Source organism: Aliiroseovarius sp. ABM4_368, from assembly GCF_056161205.1.
In genome coordinates, this window is sequence record NZ_JBSWYR010000003.1 from 254082 (window position 1) to 269383 (window position 15302).

Below are 15302 nucleotides of genomic sequence, written 5' to 3' on the forward strand. Positions count from 1 at the left end.
CGGGCGCAAGCCCTTCAAATAGCTAGAAAAAAGGAAAACTCTCATGGCTATGAAAATTCGTCTCGCCCGTGGCGGCTCGAAAAAACGTCCCTTCTATCGCGTTGTAGCTGCAGACAGCCGCATGCCGCGCGATGGCCGCTTCATCGAAAAGCTGGGCACCTATAACCCGCTGCTGCCGAAAGACTCGGAAGAGCGTGTAAAACTGGACATGGAACGCGTTCAGTACTGGCTGGACCAAGGCGCTCAGCCGTCGGACCGCGTAAGCCGCTTCCTGGAAGCCGCTGGCGTTCTAGAAAAGAAAGAGCGCGCCAACATGAAAAAAGCCGAGCCGGGCCAGAAAGCCAAGGATCGTGCTGAAGAGAAAGCTGAAAAAGCTGCTGCTGCTAAAGAAGCTGCGGAAGCTCCGGCTGAAGAAGCTGCTGCCGAGGAATAAATCCTTCGGATTGGATCTGACATGCACGCCTTTTCAGACGAGTTTCAGTCGGATCTAGAAGATCTGATGCGTTGGCGGCGCGACGTGCGCCGCTTTCGCACGGATCCTGTGGACGAGGCATTGCTGACGCAGTGCCTCGACGCGTTTTTGATGGCCCCGTCGGTGGGGTTGTCCGAACCGTGGCGGGTGGTGCGGGTCCAAAGTGACCGAGCGCGCGCCGCCGCGCTTGAGAATTTCAAGGCTGCCAATGCCGATGCCCTGTCGGGCTATTCGGGCGACAAGGCGCAGCTGTATTCCGGTCTGAAACTGTCCGGGATGGAAAAAGCCCCCGTCCAGTTGGCGATTTTTTGCGACGAGGCGACTGACAAGGGCGCGGGTCTTGGCGCGAAAACCATGCCTGAAATGCGCCGGTATTCCGTCGTGTCAGCCATCATGCTGTTCTGGCTTGCCGTGCGTTCGCGTGGACTTGGATTGGGTTGGGTGTCGATCCTTGATCCCGCGCAGCTGTGCCGTGATCTGGATGTGTCCGAGGATTGGAGCCTCGTTGGCTATTTCTGCCTCGGCTGGCCGGAAGAAGCTGCCGACAGCCCCGAATTGGAAAAGGCCGGGTGGGAACACCGCCGCGGCTCGCTTCCTATCCAGATAAGGTGACGCCAAATGGGTTTGCTTTTTCATCCAGTGAAGTTGATCATACTTGTCAGCGCGGGATTTGCGGCGGGCATGATCTATGAACGCGGCGTCTTGGGCGACAAATGCGAGGCCCGCGGTGGCCAAATGGAACAAGCTGTCTGCATAGGTGCAAAATAGGTGCGAAATGAGTGATGACCGGATTTGTGTGGGAAGCATTGGTGGCGCATATGGCGTGCAAGGCGAGGTGCGCGTGAAAAGCTTTTGCGCCGAACCCACGGCGATTGCAGATTACGGCCCGTTGGCGTCAGAAGATGGCAAGCACGCGTTTTCCCTGACCCTGCTGCGCCCGATCAAGAACGGGTTTTCCGTGCGAATTGATGGCGTGGCGACGAAGGAACAGGCCGACGCGCTGAAAGGCGTGAAGCTTTATGTAAGCCGTGACGCGCTGCCCGCTTTGCCGGACGACGAATACTATCACACTGATTTGGTTGGTCTAACGGTGCTGGACACCGGCGGCGAGGAACTGGGCGTCGTCCATGCCGTGCACAATCACGGCGCGTCCGATGTTCTTGAAATCCGACTGCCTGGCAGCTCTGCCACCGCACTTTTGCCCTTCACACTGGACGCCGTACCTACGGTGGATCTGGCTTCGAGTCGGATCATCGCTGACCCGCCCGAGGGCGTGTTCCCCGAGTAAAGGCCTGGGCAAACCTGCCCCATACGGATAAGCCAGCATCATGACCGATACACCCGACAAAAAGCCCCGCTCCCATGGCCGCATTGCCGTTTCCGCGTCCTTCAAACCGCGCGAGCTGGTAACGGACACACCCCGCATTGCAGGCACGTGGACGGCTAAGGTGATCACGCTGTTTCCGGGCGCGTTCCCCGGCGTGCTGGGGGAAAGCCTAACCGGGAAGGCGTTGAAAGACGGTGGCTGGGCGTTGGAGCCCATCGACCTGCGCATCTTTGGCGAAGGCAAGCATCGCAACGTGGATGACACACCGGCTGGCGGCGGCGCAGGCATGGTGTTGCGCGCCGACATTCTGGGCCGTGCCATCGACCTGGCACAGCACGGCGTGCCTTCGGATCGTAAGAAGTGGCCCATCGTTTATATGTCCCCGCGCGGAAAACCGATGGATCAGGCCACTGCGCGCCGGTTGGCCGATTGCGCGGGCATGACCATCATCTGTGGTCGCTTCGAAGGCGTGGATGAACGCGTTTTGGAAGAGTACGACATCGAAGAAATTAGCCTTGGGGACTTCGTATTAACCGGCGGAGAAATCGCCGCCCAAGCCATGCTGGACGCCACTGTGCGCTTGCTGCCGGGGGTTTTGGGAAACGAAGCCTCGACCGAGGAAGAGAGCTTTTCCGCAGGTCTTCTGGAACACCCACAATACACCCGCCCCGCCGAATGGCGCGGGCGCACGATCCCGGACGTTCTGACATCCGGCCATCACGGCAAGGTCGCTGAATGGCGGCGGAAAATGAGCGAAAAGATCACGCGTGAGCGCAGGCCTGACCTTTGGGCAGACCACACACATAATCAGGACGACACCTGATCCACACCATCCAAATTTTTCAAAAGGTTGAACCAAAATGGAAGCCCTTCTTGCACAGGTCCAAGACTATGGACCCTTGATCTTGAACGTCGCGAAAGCCTTTGCCACGCTCGTCATAGGCTGGATCATTGCCGGTGCCGCCGGATCGATGGCCCGCCGCAAAGTCAACAGCAGTCCCAATATCGACCCCACTCTTGGGAACTTCATTGCCTCGATGGTGAAATGGGTCATCCTTCTGATGGTCCTGGCTGCTGTTCTCAGCATCTTTGGTATTCAAGCGACCAGCCTTGTTGCCATGCTCAGCGCGGCCACATTGGCTATCGGTTTGGCGCTTCAGGGCACGCTCAGTGACATCGCCGCCGGGTTCATGCTAACCCTGTTTCGCCCTTATAAACTTGGCCAGTTCGTCGATATTGGTGGCACCTCGGGCACAGTGAAAGACCTGAACCTCTTCGTGACCGAGCTGGTGACAGCTGACAATGTACAGGTGATTGTGCCCAACGGGCAGGCTTGGGGCTCGATCATCCGCAACTTCTCGCATCATGACACGCGCCGCGTCGATATGGTTTTTGGCATCGACTATGCCGATAACATCGACAAAGCCATGCAGATCATCACGGACCTTGCAGCGGCCGACCCGCGCGTTCATGCCGACCCCGCCCCGTGGGTACGTGTGACCAATCTGGGTGACAGCAGCGTTGATCTGACCACCCGTGTCTGGTGCGACAACGCGGATTACTGGAATGTGAAGTTCGAGCTGACCAAAGCGGTGAAAGAGGCCTTCGACGCTGGTGGCATATCGATCCCTTATCCGCATTCGGTGGAAATCAAGAAAACCGCCTGATCGCACAAGAAATAAGGGGGTTTCGTACCTGCAACCCCCTTGATCTGCTTTCATCTCTCGCCTATACACCGCCCGTCCGGCACTCTTCCGAGTCGCACGGGCCATTTTCCTTTGGGCTGTTGCCTTTCTTCGGCAACCATACAGCGCAAGGAAATAGACTAAGAAACGACGGACTACCCTCCCGCGGGCGTGAAAAACGGACCCGGTGAAGACGCGGAGCTCTTGTACGGCACCAACTTTGCGGAACAACCGCAAGCGAAAATAGGAGATGATCAGATGGACCTGATCGCACAGCTAGAGGCGGAACAAGTTGCCGCCCTGGGGAAAGACATCCCCGATTTCAAAGCCGGCGACACCATTCGCGTAGGCTTTAAGGTGACCGAAGGCTCGCGCACCCGTGTTCAGAACTATGAAGGCGTTTGCATCAGCCGTAAGAACGGCGAAGGCATTGCCGGCTCGTTCACCGTTCGCAAGATTTCCTTCGGTGAAGGCGTGGAACGTGTGTTCCCGCTGCACTCGACCAACATTGACTCGATCACCGTAGTACGTCGTGGCCGCGTTCGTCGCGCCAAACTGTACTATCTGCGTTCGCGTCGCGGTAAATCGGCACGTATCGCCGAAGACACCACATACAAAGCCAAGAAAGCCTGAGGAGCGTCGATATGAAAAAAGATCTGCATCCCGACTACCACCTGATCGACGTCAAAATGACCGACGGCACCATCGTTCAGATGAAATCGACCTGGGGCAACGAAGGCGACACTCTGGCGCTGGACATCGACCCCTCGGCACACCCGGCTTGGAACGGCGGCAGCACCCGCCTTCTGGACACCGGCGGCCGCGTGTCGAAGTTCAAATCGAAATACGAAGGCTTTGGTTTCTAAACCACGCCTCTTTCGAACGGAAAACGCCGCTTCATTTGAAGCGGCGTTTTTTGTTTCAGGTGATTGGCGCAAGAATGAAATGTCTTGCGATGCCATAGACGTAAAGCCCGGCGAATAGGATGTTGATGTATTTCAACTGCCTTTCCGTGCGCAGCCAAGCGCAATAAATCCAGATCAGGCAAAAGGGCAGGCTTAGGCACATCGCGGCCAGTTGCCACCCCTGTACGATCGAGACCGTGCTGGCCAAACCAAGGCCAAGCGCGATCCACTTCAACGGCTGCTCGTAAGCAGCAAACGTCATAAGCGTCATAGTCAGTCTTTCAGGTAAACAGCGCCGTGAACCCGGCGTTCTGCTTTGCCCGAATTACCACCAAGGACGCGCTCTGGCAATTTATTCCGAAGCTGTGCGCCACTTCCCCGCCTGATCCGGCAACCATGCCTCGATCGCGGCGGTGGCAATCACATGCACCTGCCCGGCGCTGTCCGTGTTCATGCCGCCCTTAACCGCGAACACTTCGGCGCGGCCACGGGGCAGCTCGGCGCGTACGACCTCTACGTCCAGATTCTCGGGCTCGGCCACACCGATGGTCACGGACACGCGCATGTCTTGGTGATCCAGCCCCAACGTTGAAAACAAGGTAATCGACGAATGATGCAGCGCATCCTGCACCGCGCGGCACGCCGCTTTGGTGTAATCCTGCCCATAAAGGTCGTTGCCCATTCCCATCTCAAGGATCATGCGTTTCTCGCCCATTATGCGGCCTCCATCATGAAGGACACGGCAATGGCGACATTTGCGATCAGCGTCTTGCCCCCGTGCGGCTTGTCGATATCCAACCCGCCATGCTTCACGGTGAACGAAATGTTGCCATAGGGAAAATCCTTAGCCAGCTGGCTGGTATCGACCTGATTGGGCTGCTGCACGGCGATTTCGACATCCACAATCATGTCGGTTTTCTCGAACCCGAACAGCTCGGCCATGTTGACCGAGTTATGCCACAGCGCGTCCCGGATCGCGCGGGCGGCGGCCTCGGTATAGTCTTCTCGGCGCAGGGATGTTCCCATGCCAAATTCCACAAGTACGCGTTTCTTTTCCATCGGATTTCCCTTGGTTGTGACCATGCTTACCGCAGCTTTCCTGCGACCATATAGCCAGCCTACGCGAAAGAGTTGTACAAATTGGATTTGCGCCCCTTCCCCCTGCGAATTATGCGACATATAGTGGCTGCAACAAAAAAACACTCAAGATACCGGGGATGGTAACGTGGCACATATTATTGTTGTCGGGAACGAAAAGGGCGGTGCGGGCAAGTCGACCGTGTCGATGCACGTGGCGACATCGCTGTCGCGGATGGGGCATCGCGTGGGCGTGTTGGATCTGGACCTGCGCCAACAAACCTTTGGCCGTTTCATCGAAAACCGCAAAGTCACGATGGAGCGTGAGAGAACCGACCTGCCCACCCCCGAATATCATGAGCTGCCCGAGGTTGACCAAGCCGATCTGAAGGATGGCGAAAACCCCTATGACCGCCGTCTGGCGATGGCGATTGCCTCGCTCGAGCACAGTCAGGACTTCGTCCTGATCGACTGCCCTGGCTCGCACACGCGTCTTAGCCAAGTGGCGCATTCACTGGCCGACACACTGATCACGCCGCTGAATGACAGCTTCGTGGATTTCGATTTGCTTGCGCATATCGACCCAAACACCAACAAGGTCAAAGGCCCGTCGGTCTATTCGGAAATGGTATGGAACGCCCGCCAGTTGCGCGCCAAGGCCGGGTTGAAGCCCGTCGATTGGATCGTCGTGCGCAACCGTCTGGGCGCCCAGATGATGCACAACAAGAAGAAGATGGGCGACGCGATCGAGGAACTGTCGCGCCGCATCGGTTTCCGCGTGGCTCCCGGCTTTAACGAGCGTGTCATCTTCCGCGAGCTATTCCCGCGCGGCCTGACCCTGCTGGATCTTCGCGATATCGGGGTTCTGGGGCAGATGAACATCTCGAACGTGGCCGCCCGCCAAGAGCTGCGCGAGCTGATGAAGGCCCTGAAGCTGCCGGGTGTTGACGTCAAAATCTAGCACTACGCGATCAGGCGCGGAATTCTCTTTTCGCTGGCATAATCGGGGGCTAGGCTCGGCCCATGTTGCGTTTCGTCATCACACGCGCCCTGTCGCTTGGCGCCGGCCTGATTGTGGCCTCGTTGGTGATTTTCGCCATGATCGAGGTGATCCCCGGCGATCCTGCATCTTTCATGCTGGGACTGAACGCCTCGCCCGAGACTGTGGCCGCTCTGCGTGATGATCTGGGCCTGAACGGGTCACTGACCGCGCGGTATCTCAACTGGATCGGCGGGCTGCTCGTGGGGGATTTCGGAACCTCCTATACCTATCGCGTTCCGGTGTCCGAGCTGGTGTTGGAACGTCTGCAAGTGTCCCTGCCGCTCGCCCTGTTCGCCCTGCTTCTGTCCACGCTGATTGCCATTCCCGTGGGGTTGATCGCCGCCACACGTCGCGGGCAGATGGCAGATTACACCATCATGGGGGCGACCCAGATGGGCATTGCGGTCCCGAATTTCTGGTTTGCCATGTTGCTGGTGTTGGTCTTCGCGGTGCAGTTGCGCTGGTTCTCGGCGGGTGGCTTTCCCGGCTGGGACGCGGGCGTTGGTCCGGCGATCAAAGCGCTGACCCTACCCGCCATTGCATTGGCACTGCCGCAAGCATCGATCCTTGCGCGCGTCATGCGCTCGTCGCTGTTGGACGTGCTACATCAAGATTATATCCGAACTGCCCGCGCCAAGGGGCTTTCAGTAGCCCAAGCCACCCGTCGCCACGCGTTGCGCAACGCGCTGATCCCGGTTCTGACCATCATCGGGTTGCAGTTCAGCTTCCTTCTGGCAGGTGCGATCATCATCGAAAACGTGTTCTTCCTGCCCGGCCTTGGGCGGCTGATCTTCCAGGCGATCACCCAGCGCGACCTCGTTGTCGTCGAAAGTGTCGTGATGCTCTTAGTCTTCGCCGTCATCCTTGTGACCTTCCTTGTCGACGTGGCCTATGCGGTCGTCGATCCAAGACTGCGGAGGCGCACATGACCCGCCTGCCCGCTCAGCTTTGGATCGGCGCTGTGCTTAGCGTTGTGCTTCTTGCCGCCGCGCTGATCTCATTCCTATGGACGCCCTATGACGTCACCGCGCTAAACATCTCGGGGAAGCTAAAAGCGCCCTCTGCAGACTACCTTCTTGGCACCGATCACTTTGGCCGGGATCTTCTGTCCATGCTGATGGAGGGCGGACGGATTTCCATCGCCGTCGCCGTGCTGGCCGTTGGAATCGGCATGGGGCTGGGCGTGCCCCTTGGTCTGATGGCCGCCGCCAATCGCGGTGGTTGGCTGGACGAAGTCATCATGCGTGGCAACGACCTGATCTTCGCCTTTCCCTCGCTTGTCATTGCAATCCTGATCACCGCCACATTCGGCCCGTCCGCCACCAACGCGATCATCGCGATCGGTATCTTCAACATCCCGGTTTTCGCCCGTGTCGCCCGCGGTGGCGCGCTCACCATCTGGACGCGCGAGTTTATCATGGCCGCGCGGGTCGCGGGAAAAGGCAAGGCCCGTATCAGCGTCGAACACATCCTGCCCAACATCGCCAACCTGTTGATTGTGCAGGGAACCATCCAGTTTTCGTTGGGTATTCTAGCCGAAGCGGGCCTGTCCTATGTGGGCCTTGGCGCGCAGCCGCCCACGCCCAGCTGGGGCCGGATGCTCGCCGACGCGCAAACCATGATCTATACCACGCCGCGCCTTGCCATAGCGCCGGGTCTGGCGATTGTCGTCATGGTTCTGGGGCTGAACCTGATGGGGGACGGGTTGCGTGATCTGCTGGACCCAAGGATCAGAAGGGCGCGCGAATGATCGACATCCGAAACCTCTCGCTGTCTATTCACGACACCCACATCCTGCAGGATGTGGACCTGTCCGTCGCACCCGGTCAGGTCGTCGGATTGGTGGGCGAAAGCGGGTCGGGCAAGTCTATGACTGCGCTGGCGTTGATGGGGCTGTTGCCGCGCGGGGCTGAAGTCTCGGGTCAGGTTATGCTCGATGACACGGACATTGCGACGCTGGAAGAACCCGCGCTGTGCGACATTCGCGGGCGACGGATTTCGATGATCTTTCAGGAACCAATGACCGCGCTGAACCCGGTGAAAACCATCGGGGATCAAGTGGCCGAGACATTGCTGATCCACACCGAAACCTCCAAATCTGACGCTCTGCGCATCGCCGCCGAGAAACTGACACGTGTGGGTCTGCCTCAAGATCGCTTTCCGCTGGACCGTTATCCGCACGAGCTGTCTGGTGGTCAACGCCAGCGGGTTTGCATCGCCATGGCCATCGCGCTGCACCCGGACCTTCTGATCGCGGACGAACCCACCACGGCGCTGGACGTCACCACGCAGGCGCAGATCCTTGATCTGTTGAAGGAACTCGTTGCGGAAGAGGGCATGGGCCTGCTTCTGATCACCCACGATCTGGCCGTGGTCGCCGGGATGGCGGATCATGTGGCAGTCATGCGCAAGGGCGAGATCGTGGAACAGGGCGAGACCGAAACGCTTTTCCGCACCATGTCGCACTCCTATACGCGGCAATTGCTGGAAGCCTCCAGCCACGCACCCGGTGGCACTGCGCAGCCCAGCACAGCACCCCTTCTGCAAGTCCGCGACGCCGTGCGCGACTATCCCCTGCCCCGCACGCGCCTGTTTGGCCCCGCCCGACAGTTTCGCGCTGTGGATGGCGTCAGCTTTACGCTTAACGAAGGCGAAAGCCTTGGCTTGGTGGGCGAAAGCGGCTGTGGGAAGTCCACGCTCAGCCGTGCCATTCTGGGGCTTGAGGCGCTTCAGGGCGGAGCGATCCTGCTGAACGGAGCCCCCATCACACCCGACATGGATCCCACCCGCCGCGCCGGGCTGCAAGTCGTCTTCCAAGACCCTTATGGCAGCTTCAATCCACGCTGGACCGTCGAAAAACTGGTCGCCGAACCCTTCCATCTACTTGGACAACGGCCCGCGGACTCGCGCGATCGCGTCCGTGACGCATTGGCCGAGGTCGGTCTGGACGCCGGTGCCCTGACCCGTTATCCGCACGAATTTTCCGGCGGCCAACGCCAGCGCATCGCCATCGCCCGTGCCTTGATCTTACGCCCGGAACTGATCGTGCTGGACGAGGCTGTGTCGGCGCTGGATGTCTCGATCCGCGCGGATATTCTGGATCTGCTCGCGGATTTGCAGGCAAAGCACGGGCTAGCCTATCTGTTCATCAGCCACGACCTTGGCGTCGTGCGCAATGTCACCGACCGCGTACTGGTGATGCGTGCCGGAAAGATCGTGGAAGAAGGTAAGACCGAGACAGTCTTCACTCACCCGCAACACAAATATACTCGTAACCTGATAAACGCGGCGCCGGTCATTCCGCCCGCTTGGAGGACGGCTTGATGGACGCGCTTTGGTTTGATCCCACGGAAATTCTGATTGGCGGAGCTTGGCAGAAGACCGCGGCCACATTGCCGGTGGAAGACCCCTCGACCGGCAAAGAATTCGCGCGCATTGGACGCGGGACGGCGCAAGACGTGGACGCGGCGGTCTTAGCCGCTCGCACGGCTCTGGATAGCGACTGGGGCCGCATGACAGCGGTCGAGCGCGGGCGCATCCTGACCCGCATTGGACAGTTGGTGCAGACGCGCATCGACGACCTGACGGCGTTGGAAGCTCGCGATGTCGGTAAACCCCTGACCCAAGCCCGAAACGATGCCATCGCACTGGCGCGTTACATGGAATTCTACAGCGGCGCGGCGGATAAGGTGATGGGTGAAACCATCCCCTATTTGGACGGCTACACGGTTTACACCCTGCGCGAGCCGCATGGTGTCACGGGCCATATCGTGCCGTGGAACTATCCCATGCAGATTATCGGGCGCTCGGTCGGGGCGGCTTTAGCGATGGGCAATGCCTGTGTCTTGAAGCCCGCCGAGGAAGCCTGCCTGACCGCACTAGCTTTCGCCCGTCTGGCCGAGGAAGCGGGCCTGCCCAAAGGCGCGTTGAATGTGGTGACAGGGCTGGGGGAAGAAGCCGGCGCGGCCTTGTCTGCCCATCCAGACGTCGATCACATCAGCTTCACCGGTTCGGTCCCTGTAGGCGGTCTGGTGCAAGCCGCAGCCGCCCAAAACGTCGTGCCTGTGACGCTGGAGCTTGGGGGCAAGTCGCCTCAGCTTGTCTTTGACGACGCTGATCTTGACGCCGCGCTGCCCTTCCTTGTCGGCGCATGCATCCAGAACGCGGGCCAGACCTGTTCCGCCAGTTCGCGCATCTTGGTGCAGCGCGGGGTCTATGATCAGGTCGTCGCGCGGATGGGCGCGGCCTATGATGCGCTGCGTGTGGGACCAGCTAAGGCTGACCTGAATGTGGGTCCGCTGATCTCGGCCAGACAGAAAGAGATTGTCGAGGGCTTCTTGGCCCAAGGCGCGGATCTGAGAACCGTCGGGCGCGGCCAGATCACCGACACGCCCGAGGGCGGGCATTACGTGGCCCCCACCCTTTTTGCCGATGTCCCGCCAGATCACCCCTTGGCGCGCGACGAGGTCTTCGGGCCGGTGCAGGTCATCATCCCCTTCGACACGGAAGAGGACGCAATCCGTATCGCCAACGCCACCGACTATGGTCTTGTCGCCAGCATCTGGACCGCCAATGGCGCGCGTCAAATGCGGCTGGCCAAACGGCTGCGCGCGGGACAGGTCTTTATCAACAATTACGGTGCGGGGGGCGGCGTCGAATTGCCCTTCGGCGGGGTTGGCAAATCGGGCCACGGGCGCGAAAAAGGCTTCGAAGCGCTTTACGGGTTCTCGCAATTAAAAACCGTCGCCGCCAAACACGACTGACCGAGGGACAAATGGCCATCATCGAAACCTTCCGCCGGGTGATCGACCCAACTGACTGTGACATGCTGGGGCATATGAATATCAGCCGCTATTTCGGCTGCGTCTCGGATGCAGGTCTGGGCCTGATGACCGCCTTCGGACTGGGGCACGACCAGCTGACCGGCGGGCGTCGTCAGGCCTTTGCCATGGTGCATTCCGACGCCACCTATCACCGCGAGGTTCTGGCGGGCGAATGGGTCTATATGCGTTCCGGCGTGTCCGAGGTCGGCCGTCGTTCGGCCACCTTCCAGCACTGGATGTATCGCGGTGCGGATGACGAGTTGCTGTTCGACGTGACCGCCAAATGCGTCTTGATGGATCTCGATGCCCGAAAGGCTACGGTGATCGACGAGGGTCTTAAAACCCAGATGCAAGCCTTTCTGGTCGAAAGTTAAATATGGGGGCAGTGCTTAAAATCTCGAACCGGCAGGCGCGGCATCTTTGGCTGCACACAAATCTTCTGTCCGCCACGCCCACCGGAGCATTTGACCTGCAAGAGATGATCTGGCGGTTGGGATTTGTGCAGATCGACACGATCCGAAACGTCACCCGCGCGCACAATCACATCTTGTGGAGCCGCAATCAGAACATCAGCGAAGGTGCGATTTGGAAGCAGTTGTCTGGTCGCAAACTCTTCGAGCATTTCACCCATGACGCCAGCTTGATTGACATGCGCGTGCTGCCATATTGGAAGCGGCAGTTTGATCGGCTTGGCACGCACGCAGGCCGCAGCGAATGGTATCAATCTGGGCTGGCCAAAACCCAGATCTCCGAGATCCGCGACCGCATCGCGCGCGAAGGGGCGCTGTCCACCCATGCTTTCGATACCAAGGTTGAGAAGCGCGAGATGTGGGCGCGGCCTCCGCACAAGAAGGCGCTGGATCAGATGTGGTATGCGGGCGAGCTTGCGACTTGCCACCGCAAGAACTTTGTGAAGTTCTATGATCTGGGCGAGAGGGTGTTTCCGACCCATAATCCTGTGCCAGATCGCGAGGCTGTAGACTGGCTGTGCGAAAACGCAATTGATCGATTGTCTTTTGCAACCACAGGAGAAGTCGGGCGCTTCTGGGACGCGATGTCCGCGCGCGAAGCGAAGGCCTGGTGCGAAGGGGCTGCACTGGTTCCGGTCGAGGTTCGGACAGCAGATGGCGGCAGTTACTCTGCCCTTGCCCCTGCCGATATCGAGGTACGTCTGGACACCCTCTCGGCCCCGACCACACGCCTGCGGATCCTCAATCCGTTCGACCCAGCCATCCGTGACCGAGCGCGGCTCGAGAAACTTTTTGGCTTTGACTATCGCAACGAAATGTTTATCCCGAGAGACAAACGCCGTTGGGGGTACTACGTCTATCCGCTGCTAGAAGGGGATCGTTTTGTGGGCCGGATCGAGTTGAAGGCGGATCGCAAAACAGGTGAGTTGTCCGTCATCGGTTTCTGGCCGGAACCCGGCACGCGTTGGGGTGCCGCGCGGTATACGAAGCTCGACGCTGAACTGGGGCGCTTCGCGCGGTTTGCGGGCCTGTCGGAAATCGAGTGGCAGGTCACACGCGCCTGACTTGCGCGCGGGCCGAATTGGGCGCAATCTGACCCTGCAATCAGGAGATGACTATGCGGCTTCACAACAAAACAGCCATCATAACTGGCGGGGCATCGGGCTTTGGTGCCGGGATCGTTCGCAAGTTGGCCGCCGAGGGCGCGCGGGTGATGGTGGCCGATCTAAATGACGAGCTGGCCCGCGAAGTGGCTGCCGAAGTCGATGGGGTGGCGCATCATGTGGATGTGTCCTCGGGCGACAGCGTGGCGCAGATGGCCCGCGCGGCGCATGAGCTTTGGGGCCATGTGGACATCGTCGTGAACAACGCCGGCATCACCCATCTGCCCAAGCCGCTGGAAGAGGTCGACGAGGGCGAGTTTGACCGCGTCTTGGCTGTGAATGCCAAATCCGTCTATCTGACCGCCCGTTATTTCGTGCCCGGTATGAAGGCGGCCGGAACTGGGGCGGTGTTGAATGTGGCCTCGACCGCTGGCCTCAGTCCGCGACCGAACCTGAACTGGTACAACGCATCGAAAGGTTGGATGATCACCGCGACCAAGACCATGGCGGTCGAACTTGCCCCGCATGGGGTGCGGGTGAACGCGATCTGTCCGGTGGCGGGAGAAACGCCGCTTTTGTCCAGCTTCATGGGCGAGAATACACCCGAGATGCGCGAGAAGTTTGTCTCGACCATTCCCATCGGGCGGTTTTCTACGCCCGAAGATATGGGCAATGCGGCCTGTTTCCTGTGCTCGGACGAGGCGAGCATGGTGACGGGCGTGGCGATGGAAGTGGATGGCGGGCGCTGTATCTGAGCGCCGGGGGTTTCACACCCCCGGACCCCCGTGAGGTATTTATGACAAGAAAATGAGGGTCGTATGAAACCGGGACCGAAGAACCTGATCACTGATGTCGCGGGACTGCGCGTGGGTAATGCCGATGATGCCGTGATCAAGACCGGGGCGACGGTGCTGGTCGGCGATGCGCCCTTCACTGCGGGCGTGCATGTGATGGGCGGCGCGCCCGGCACGCGCGAGACGGATTTGCTGGCCCCGGACAAGCTGGTTCAGCAAGTGGACGCGTTGGTGTTGTCTGGCGGGTCGGCATTTGGGCTGGATGCCGCGTCCGGCGTGGCGGATGCGCTGCGAGAGGAAGGGCGCGGGTTTCAGGTGGGCGATCAGCATGTGCCAATTGTGTCCGGCGCGATCCTGTTTGACCTGTTGAACGGCGGCGACAAAGGTTGGGCGCAGAACCCCTATAAGGGTTTGGGACGTGCGGCCTATGCGGCGGCATCGGATGACTTTCTGATCGGCAGTCACGGCGCCGGGTTCGGAGCCACCACCGCTGAGCTGAAAGGCGGGCTGGGGTCGGCATCGCTGGTGTTGGACAATGGCGTGACTGTGGGGGCATTGGTCGCTGTGAACGCTTTGGGATCTGTGACGATGGGTGACGGGCCAGAGTTTTGGGCCGCTCCGTGGGAAATGGGGGACGAGTTCGGCGGGCGCGGCATGGGGCAACATGATCCCAGCATCGAGCCCCGCCCCGAGGCGAATTTGGGTGAAAACACCACCATCGCCATCATCGCGACCGATGCGGATTTGGATCAGGCGCAGGCCACGCGGCTGGCCACTGCCGCCCATGACGGCATGGCACGCGCGATCCACCCCAGCCACACGCCCTTTGACGGCGATCTGATCTTTGCAGCGGCCACCGGGCAGGTGGCCTTGTCTGACCCCGGCTTTGACGCGCTGCGCCTTGGCCATGCCGCCGCCACCTGTCTGGCCCGCGCCGTGGCCCGTGGGGTCATTGCCGCGCGCGCCCATCCGGGGGACACCTTGCCCACCTGGGCGGACAAGTTTTCATGACGGGCTTCGGCTCATTTCGATAAGGAGGGACGCATGTCCTATTTTCGTACTTTGGCGCTTGCCGCCACGCTTTTGACGCCGGGATTTGCCTTTGCGGACGAGGTCTCGGACACGCTGAAATCCGCGCTGGAAGCCTATGAGGAAGGTGATCTGTCCTATGCGCTGGAAGAGCTGGAATATGCCAAGCAGTTGATGCAGGAAATGAAGACCGCCGATCTGGTGAAGTTTCTGCCCGAAGCACCCGATGGCTGGACGCGCGAAATATCGGGTGACATCAACGCGGGCATGGCGATTTTCGGCGGTGGGTCCGGGTCCGAGGCGACCTATAGCAATGGCGACGACAGCTTTACCATCACCATCATGGCAGACAATCCCATGGTCGGCGCGCTGTCGGGCATGATGTCAAACGCAAGCCTTATGGGCATCAAGCTGGAACGTGTTGGACGTCTGAAATACCTGAACCAAGATGGCGAGCTGTCGGGCATCGTAGATGGGCGGATCTTGATCCAGGCCTCGGGCGCAGATGTCGAGGTGATGAAATCCGTTTTGGAAACAATCGACCATCGCGGGCTGGAAGATTTTGGGCGCTGATC

The 15302-nt window shown here is 59.8% G+C and carries 21 protein-coding genes; 18 read left to right on the forward strand and 3 right to left on the reverse strand.

Features of this window, described 5'->3' with window-relative positions:
* Window positions 1–43 precede the first annotated feature (43 nt).
* From rpsP to rpmE, 8 genes are all read left to right on the forward strand, one after another.
* The gene (gene rpsP / locus ACXAH3_RS10580; protein WP_474862048.1) at window positions 44–433 is read left to right on the forward strand and encodes a 30S ribosomal protein S16; all 390 of its coding nucleotides are present in this window, start codon (window positions 44–46) and stop codon (window positions 431–433) included.
* A gap of 21 nt (window positions 434–454) precedes the next feature.
* Entirely contained in the window at window positions 455–1084 is a 630-nt protein-coding gene (bluB, locus tag ACXAH3_RS10585) for a 5,6-dimethylbenzimidazole synthase (RefSeq protein ID WP_474862049.1), read from the forward strand.
* Between the two features lie 6 nt (window positions 1085–1090).
* Window positions 1091–1240, forward strand: a complete 150-nt coding sequence (locus tag ACXAH3_RS10590) for a hypothetical protein (protein WP_474862050.1) — start codon at window positions 1091–1093, stop codon at window positions 1238–1240.
* A 7-nt stretch (window positions 1241–1247) separates the two neighbouring features.
* A complete protein-coding gene (rimM, locus tag ACXAH3_RS10595) occupies window positions 1248–1760 on the forward strand; it encodes a ribosome maturation factor RimM (RefSeq protein WP_474862051.1) in 513 nt (170 codons plus the stop codon).
* A gap of 40 nt (window positions 1761–1800) precedes the next feature.
* Window positions 1801–2622 carry a tRNA (guanosine(37)-N1)-methyltransferase TrmD gene (gene trmD / locus ACXAH3_RS10600; RefSeq protein ID WP_474862052.1) on the forward strand — a complete coding sequence of 274 codons (822 nt, stop codon included), beginning with the start codon at window positions 1801–1803 and terminating at the stop codon, window positions 2620–2622.
* 37 nt (window positions 2623–2659) lie between these two features.
* Window positions 2660–3466 (forward strand): mechanosensitive ion channel family protein, encoded by an 807-nt coding sequence (locus ACXAH3_RS10605; protein ID WP_474862053.1) that lies wholly within the window; start codon window positions 2660–2662, stop codon window positions 3464–3466.
* Between the two features lie 276 nt (window positions 3467–3742).
* A complete protein-coding gene (gene rplS / locus ACXAH3_RS10610) occupies window positions 3743–4117 on the forward strand; it encodes a 50S ribosomal protein L19 (protein ID WP_474862054.1) in 375 nt (124 codons plus the stop codon).
* 11 nt (window positions 4118–4128) lie between these two features.
* Window positions 4129–4350: a 50S ribosomal protein L31 gene (gene rpmE, locus ACXAH3_RS10615; RefSeq protein ID WP_474862055.1), complete on the forward strand. Its 222-nt coding sequence runs from the start codon at window positions 4129–4131 to the stop codon at window positions 4348–4350.
* 55 nt (window positions 4351–4405) lie between these two features.
* Here rpmE and ACXAH3_RS10620 read toward each other — a convergent pair whose 3' ends face one another.
* The 3 genes from ACXAH3_RS10620 to ACXAH3_RS10630 form a co-directional block, all read right to left on the reverse strand.
* The gene (locus tag ACXAH3_RS10620; RefSeq protein WP_474862056.1) at window positions 4406–4660 is read right to left on the reverse strand and encodes a peptidase; all 255 of its coding nucleotides are present in this window, start codon (window positions 4658–4660) and stop codon (window positions 4406–4408) included.
* Window positions 4661–4741: 81 nt separating this feature from the next.
* Entirely contained in the window at window positions 4742–5104 is a 363-nt protein-coding gene (locus tag ACXAH3_RS10625) for a Lin0512 family protein (RefSeq protein ID WP_474862057.1), read from the reverse strand.
* Window positions 5104–5448 carry a Lin0512 family protein gene (locus ACXAH3_RS10630; RefSeq protein ID WP_474862058.1) on the reverse strand — a complete coding sequence of 115 codons (345 nt, stop codon included), beginning with the start codon at window positions 5446–5448 and terminating at the stop codon, window positions 5104–5106. The genes ACXAH3_RS10625 and ACXAH3_RS10630 overlap by 1 nt, the downstream gene beginning before the upstream one ends.
* Window positions 5449–5614: 166 nt before the next feature.
* On the opposite strand from ACXAH3_RS10630, the gene ACXAH3_RS10635 reads away from it, so the two are divergent.
* The 10 genes from ACXAH3_RS10635 to ACXAH3_RS10680 all read left to right on the forward strand — a co-directional run bounded on the left by ACXAH3_RS10635 (window position 5615) and on the right by ACXAH3_RS10680 (window position 15300).
* Window positions 5615–6427, forward strand: coding sequence for a division plane positioning ATPase MipZ (locus tag ACXAH3_RS10635; RefSeq protein ID WP_474862059.1), 813 nt, complete (start codon window positions 5615–5617; stop codon window positions 6425–6427).
* Window positions 6428–6489: 62 nt separating this feature from the next.
* On the forward strand, window positions 6490–7437 hold the full coding sequence (locus tag ACXAH3_RS10640) for an ABC transporter permease (protein WP_474862060.1): 948 nt from the start codon (window positions 6490–6492) through the stop codon (window positions 7435–7437).
* Window positions 7434–8258: an ABC transporter permease gene (locus ACXAH3_RS10645; protein ID WP_474862061.1), complete on the forward strand. Its 825-nt coding sequence runs from the start codon at window positions 7434–7436 to the stop codon at window positions 8256–8258. The genes ACXAH3_RS10640 and ACXAH3_RS10645 overlap by 4 nt, the downstream gene beginning before the upstream one ends.
* Window positions 8255–9832, forward strand: coding sequence for an ABC transporter ATP-binding protein (locus ACXAH3_RS10650; RefSeq protein ID WP_474862062.1), 1578 nt, complete (start codon window positions 8255–8257; stop codon window positions 9830–9832). The genes ACXAH3_RS10645 and ACXAH3_RS10650 overlap by 4 nt, the downstream gene beginning before the upstream one ends.
* Window positions 9832–11271: an aldehyde dehydrogenase family protein gene (locus tag ACXAH3_RS10655; protein ID WP_474862063.1), complete on the forward strand. Its 1440-nt coding sequence runs from the start codon at window positions 9832–9834 to the stop codon at window positions 11269–11271. Before ACXAH3_RS10650 ends, ACXAH3_RS10655 begins: the two co-directional genes overlap by 1 nt.
* A gap of 11 nt (window positions 11272–11282) precedes the next feature.
* Window positions 11283–11705, forward strand: a complete 423-nt coding sequence (locus tag ACXAH3_RS10660; protein ID WP_474862064.1) for an acyl-CoA thioesterase — start codon at window positions 11283–11285, stop codon at window positions 11703–11705.
* 2 nt (window positions 11706–11707) lie between these two features.
* Window positions 11708–12865 (forward strand): winged helix-turn-helix domain-containing protein, encoded by a 1158-nt coding sequence (locus ACXAH3_RS10665; protein ID WP_474862065.1) that lies wholly within the window; start codon window positions 11708–11710, stop codon window positions 12863–12865.
* 53 nt (window positions 12866–12918) lie between these two features.
* Complete coding sequence (locus ACXAH3_RS10670; RefSeq protein ID WP_474862066.1) at window positions 12919–13659, forward strand: SDR family oxidoreductase; 741 nt, start codon at window positions 12919–12921, stop codon at window positions 13657–13659.
* 63 nt (window positions 13660–13722) lie between these two features.
* The gene (locus tag ACXAH3_RS10675) at window positions 13723–14709 is read left to right on the forward strand and encodes a P1 family peptidase (protein WP_474862067.1); all 987 of its coding nucleotides are present in this window, start codon (window positions 13723–13725) and stop codon (window positions 14707–14709) included.
* A gap of 33 nt (window positions 14710–14742) precedes the next feature.
* On the forward strand, window positions 14743–15300 hold the full coding sequence (locus tag ACXAH3_RS10680) for a hypothetical protein (protein WP_474862068.1): 558 nt from the start codon (window positions 14743–14745) through the stop codon (window positions 15298–15300).
* Window positions 15301–15302: the final 2 nt, after the last annotated feature.

Coding starts and splice junctions, on each gene's coding strand:
- ACXAH3_RS10680 (WP_474862068.1), top strand. CDS start 14,743: ATGTCCTATTTTCGTACTTTGGCGCTTGCCGCCACGCTTTTGACGCCG.
- ACXAH3_RS10605 (WP_474862053.1), top strand. CDS start 2,660: ATGGAAGCCCTTCTTGCACAGGTCCAAGACTATGGACCCTTGATCTTG.
- bluB (WP_474862049.1), top strand. CDS start 455: ATGCACGCCTTTTCAGACGAGTTTCAGTCGGATCTAGAAGATCTGATG.
- ACXAH3_RS10630 (WP_474862058.1), bottom strand. CDS start 5,448: ATGGAAAAGAAACGCGTACTTGTGGAATTTGGCATGGGAACATCCCTG.
- ACXAH3_RS10670 (WP_474862066.1), top strand. CDS start 12,919: ATGCGGCTTCACAACAAAACAGCCATCATAACTGGCGGGGCATCGGGC.
- trmD (WP_474862052.1), top strand. CDS start 1,801: ATGACCGATACACCCGACAAAAAGCCCCGCTCCCATGGCCGCATTGCC.
- ACXAH3_RS10645 (WP_474862061.1), top strand. CDS start 7,434: ATGACCCGCCTGCCCGCTCAGCTTTGGATCGGCGCTGTGCTTAGCGTT.
- ACXAH3_RS10675 (WP_474862067.1), top strand. CDS start 13,723: ATGAAACCGGGACCGAAGAACCTGATCACTGATGTCGCGGGACTGCGC.
- ACXAH3_RS10640 (WP_474862060.1), top strand. CDS start 6,490: ATGTTGCGTTTCGTCATCACACGCGCCCTGTCGCTTGGCGCCGGCCTG.
- ACXAH3_RS10660 (WP_474862064.1), top strand. CDS start 11,283: ATGGCCATCATCGAAACCTTCCGCCGGGTGATCGACCCAACTGACTGT.
- ACXAH3_RS10655 (WP_474862063.1), top strand. CDS start 9,832: ATGGACGCGCTTTGGTTTGATCCCACGGAAATTCTGATTGGCGGAGCT.
- rpsP (WP_474862048.1), top strand. CDS start 44: ATGGCTATGAAAATTCGTCTCGCCCGTGGCGGCTCGAAAAAACGTCCC.
- ACXAH3_RS10625 (WP_474862057.1), bottom strand. CDS start 5,104: ATGGGCGAGAAACGCATGATCCTTGAGATGGGAATGGGCAACGACCTT.
- ACXAH3_RS10620 (WP_474862056.1), bottom strand. CDS start 4,660: ATGACGCTTATGACGTTTGCTGCTTACGAGCAGCCGTTGAAGTGGATC.
- ACXAH3_RS10590 (WP_474862050.1), top strand. CDS start 1,091: ATGGGTTTGCTTTTTCATCCAGTGAAGTTGATCATACTTGTCAGCGCG.
- ACXAH3_RS10650 (WP_474862062.1), top strand. CDS start 8,255: ATGATCGACATCCGAAACCTCTCGCTGTCTATTCACGACACCCACATC.
- rplS (WP_474862054.1), top strand. CDS start 3,743: ATGGACCTGATCGCACAGCTAGAGGCGGAACAAGTTGCCGCCCTGGGG.
- rpmE (WP_474862055.1), top strand. CDS start 4,129: ATGAAAAAAGATCTGCATCCCGACTACCACCTGATCGACGTCAAAATG.
- rimM (WP_474862051.1), top strand. CDS start 1,248: ATGAGTGATGACCGGATTTGTGTGGGAAGCATTGGTGGCGCATATGGC.
- ACXAH3_RS10665 (WP_474862065.1), top strand. CDS start 11,708: ATGGGGGCAGTGCTTAAAATCTCGAACCGGCAGGCGCGGCATCTTTGG.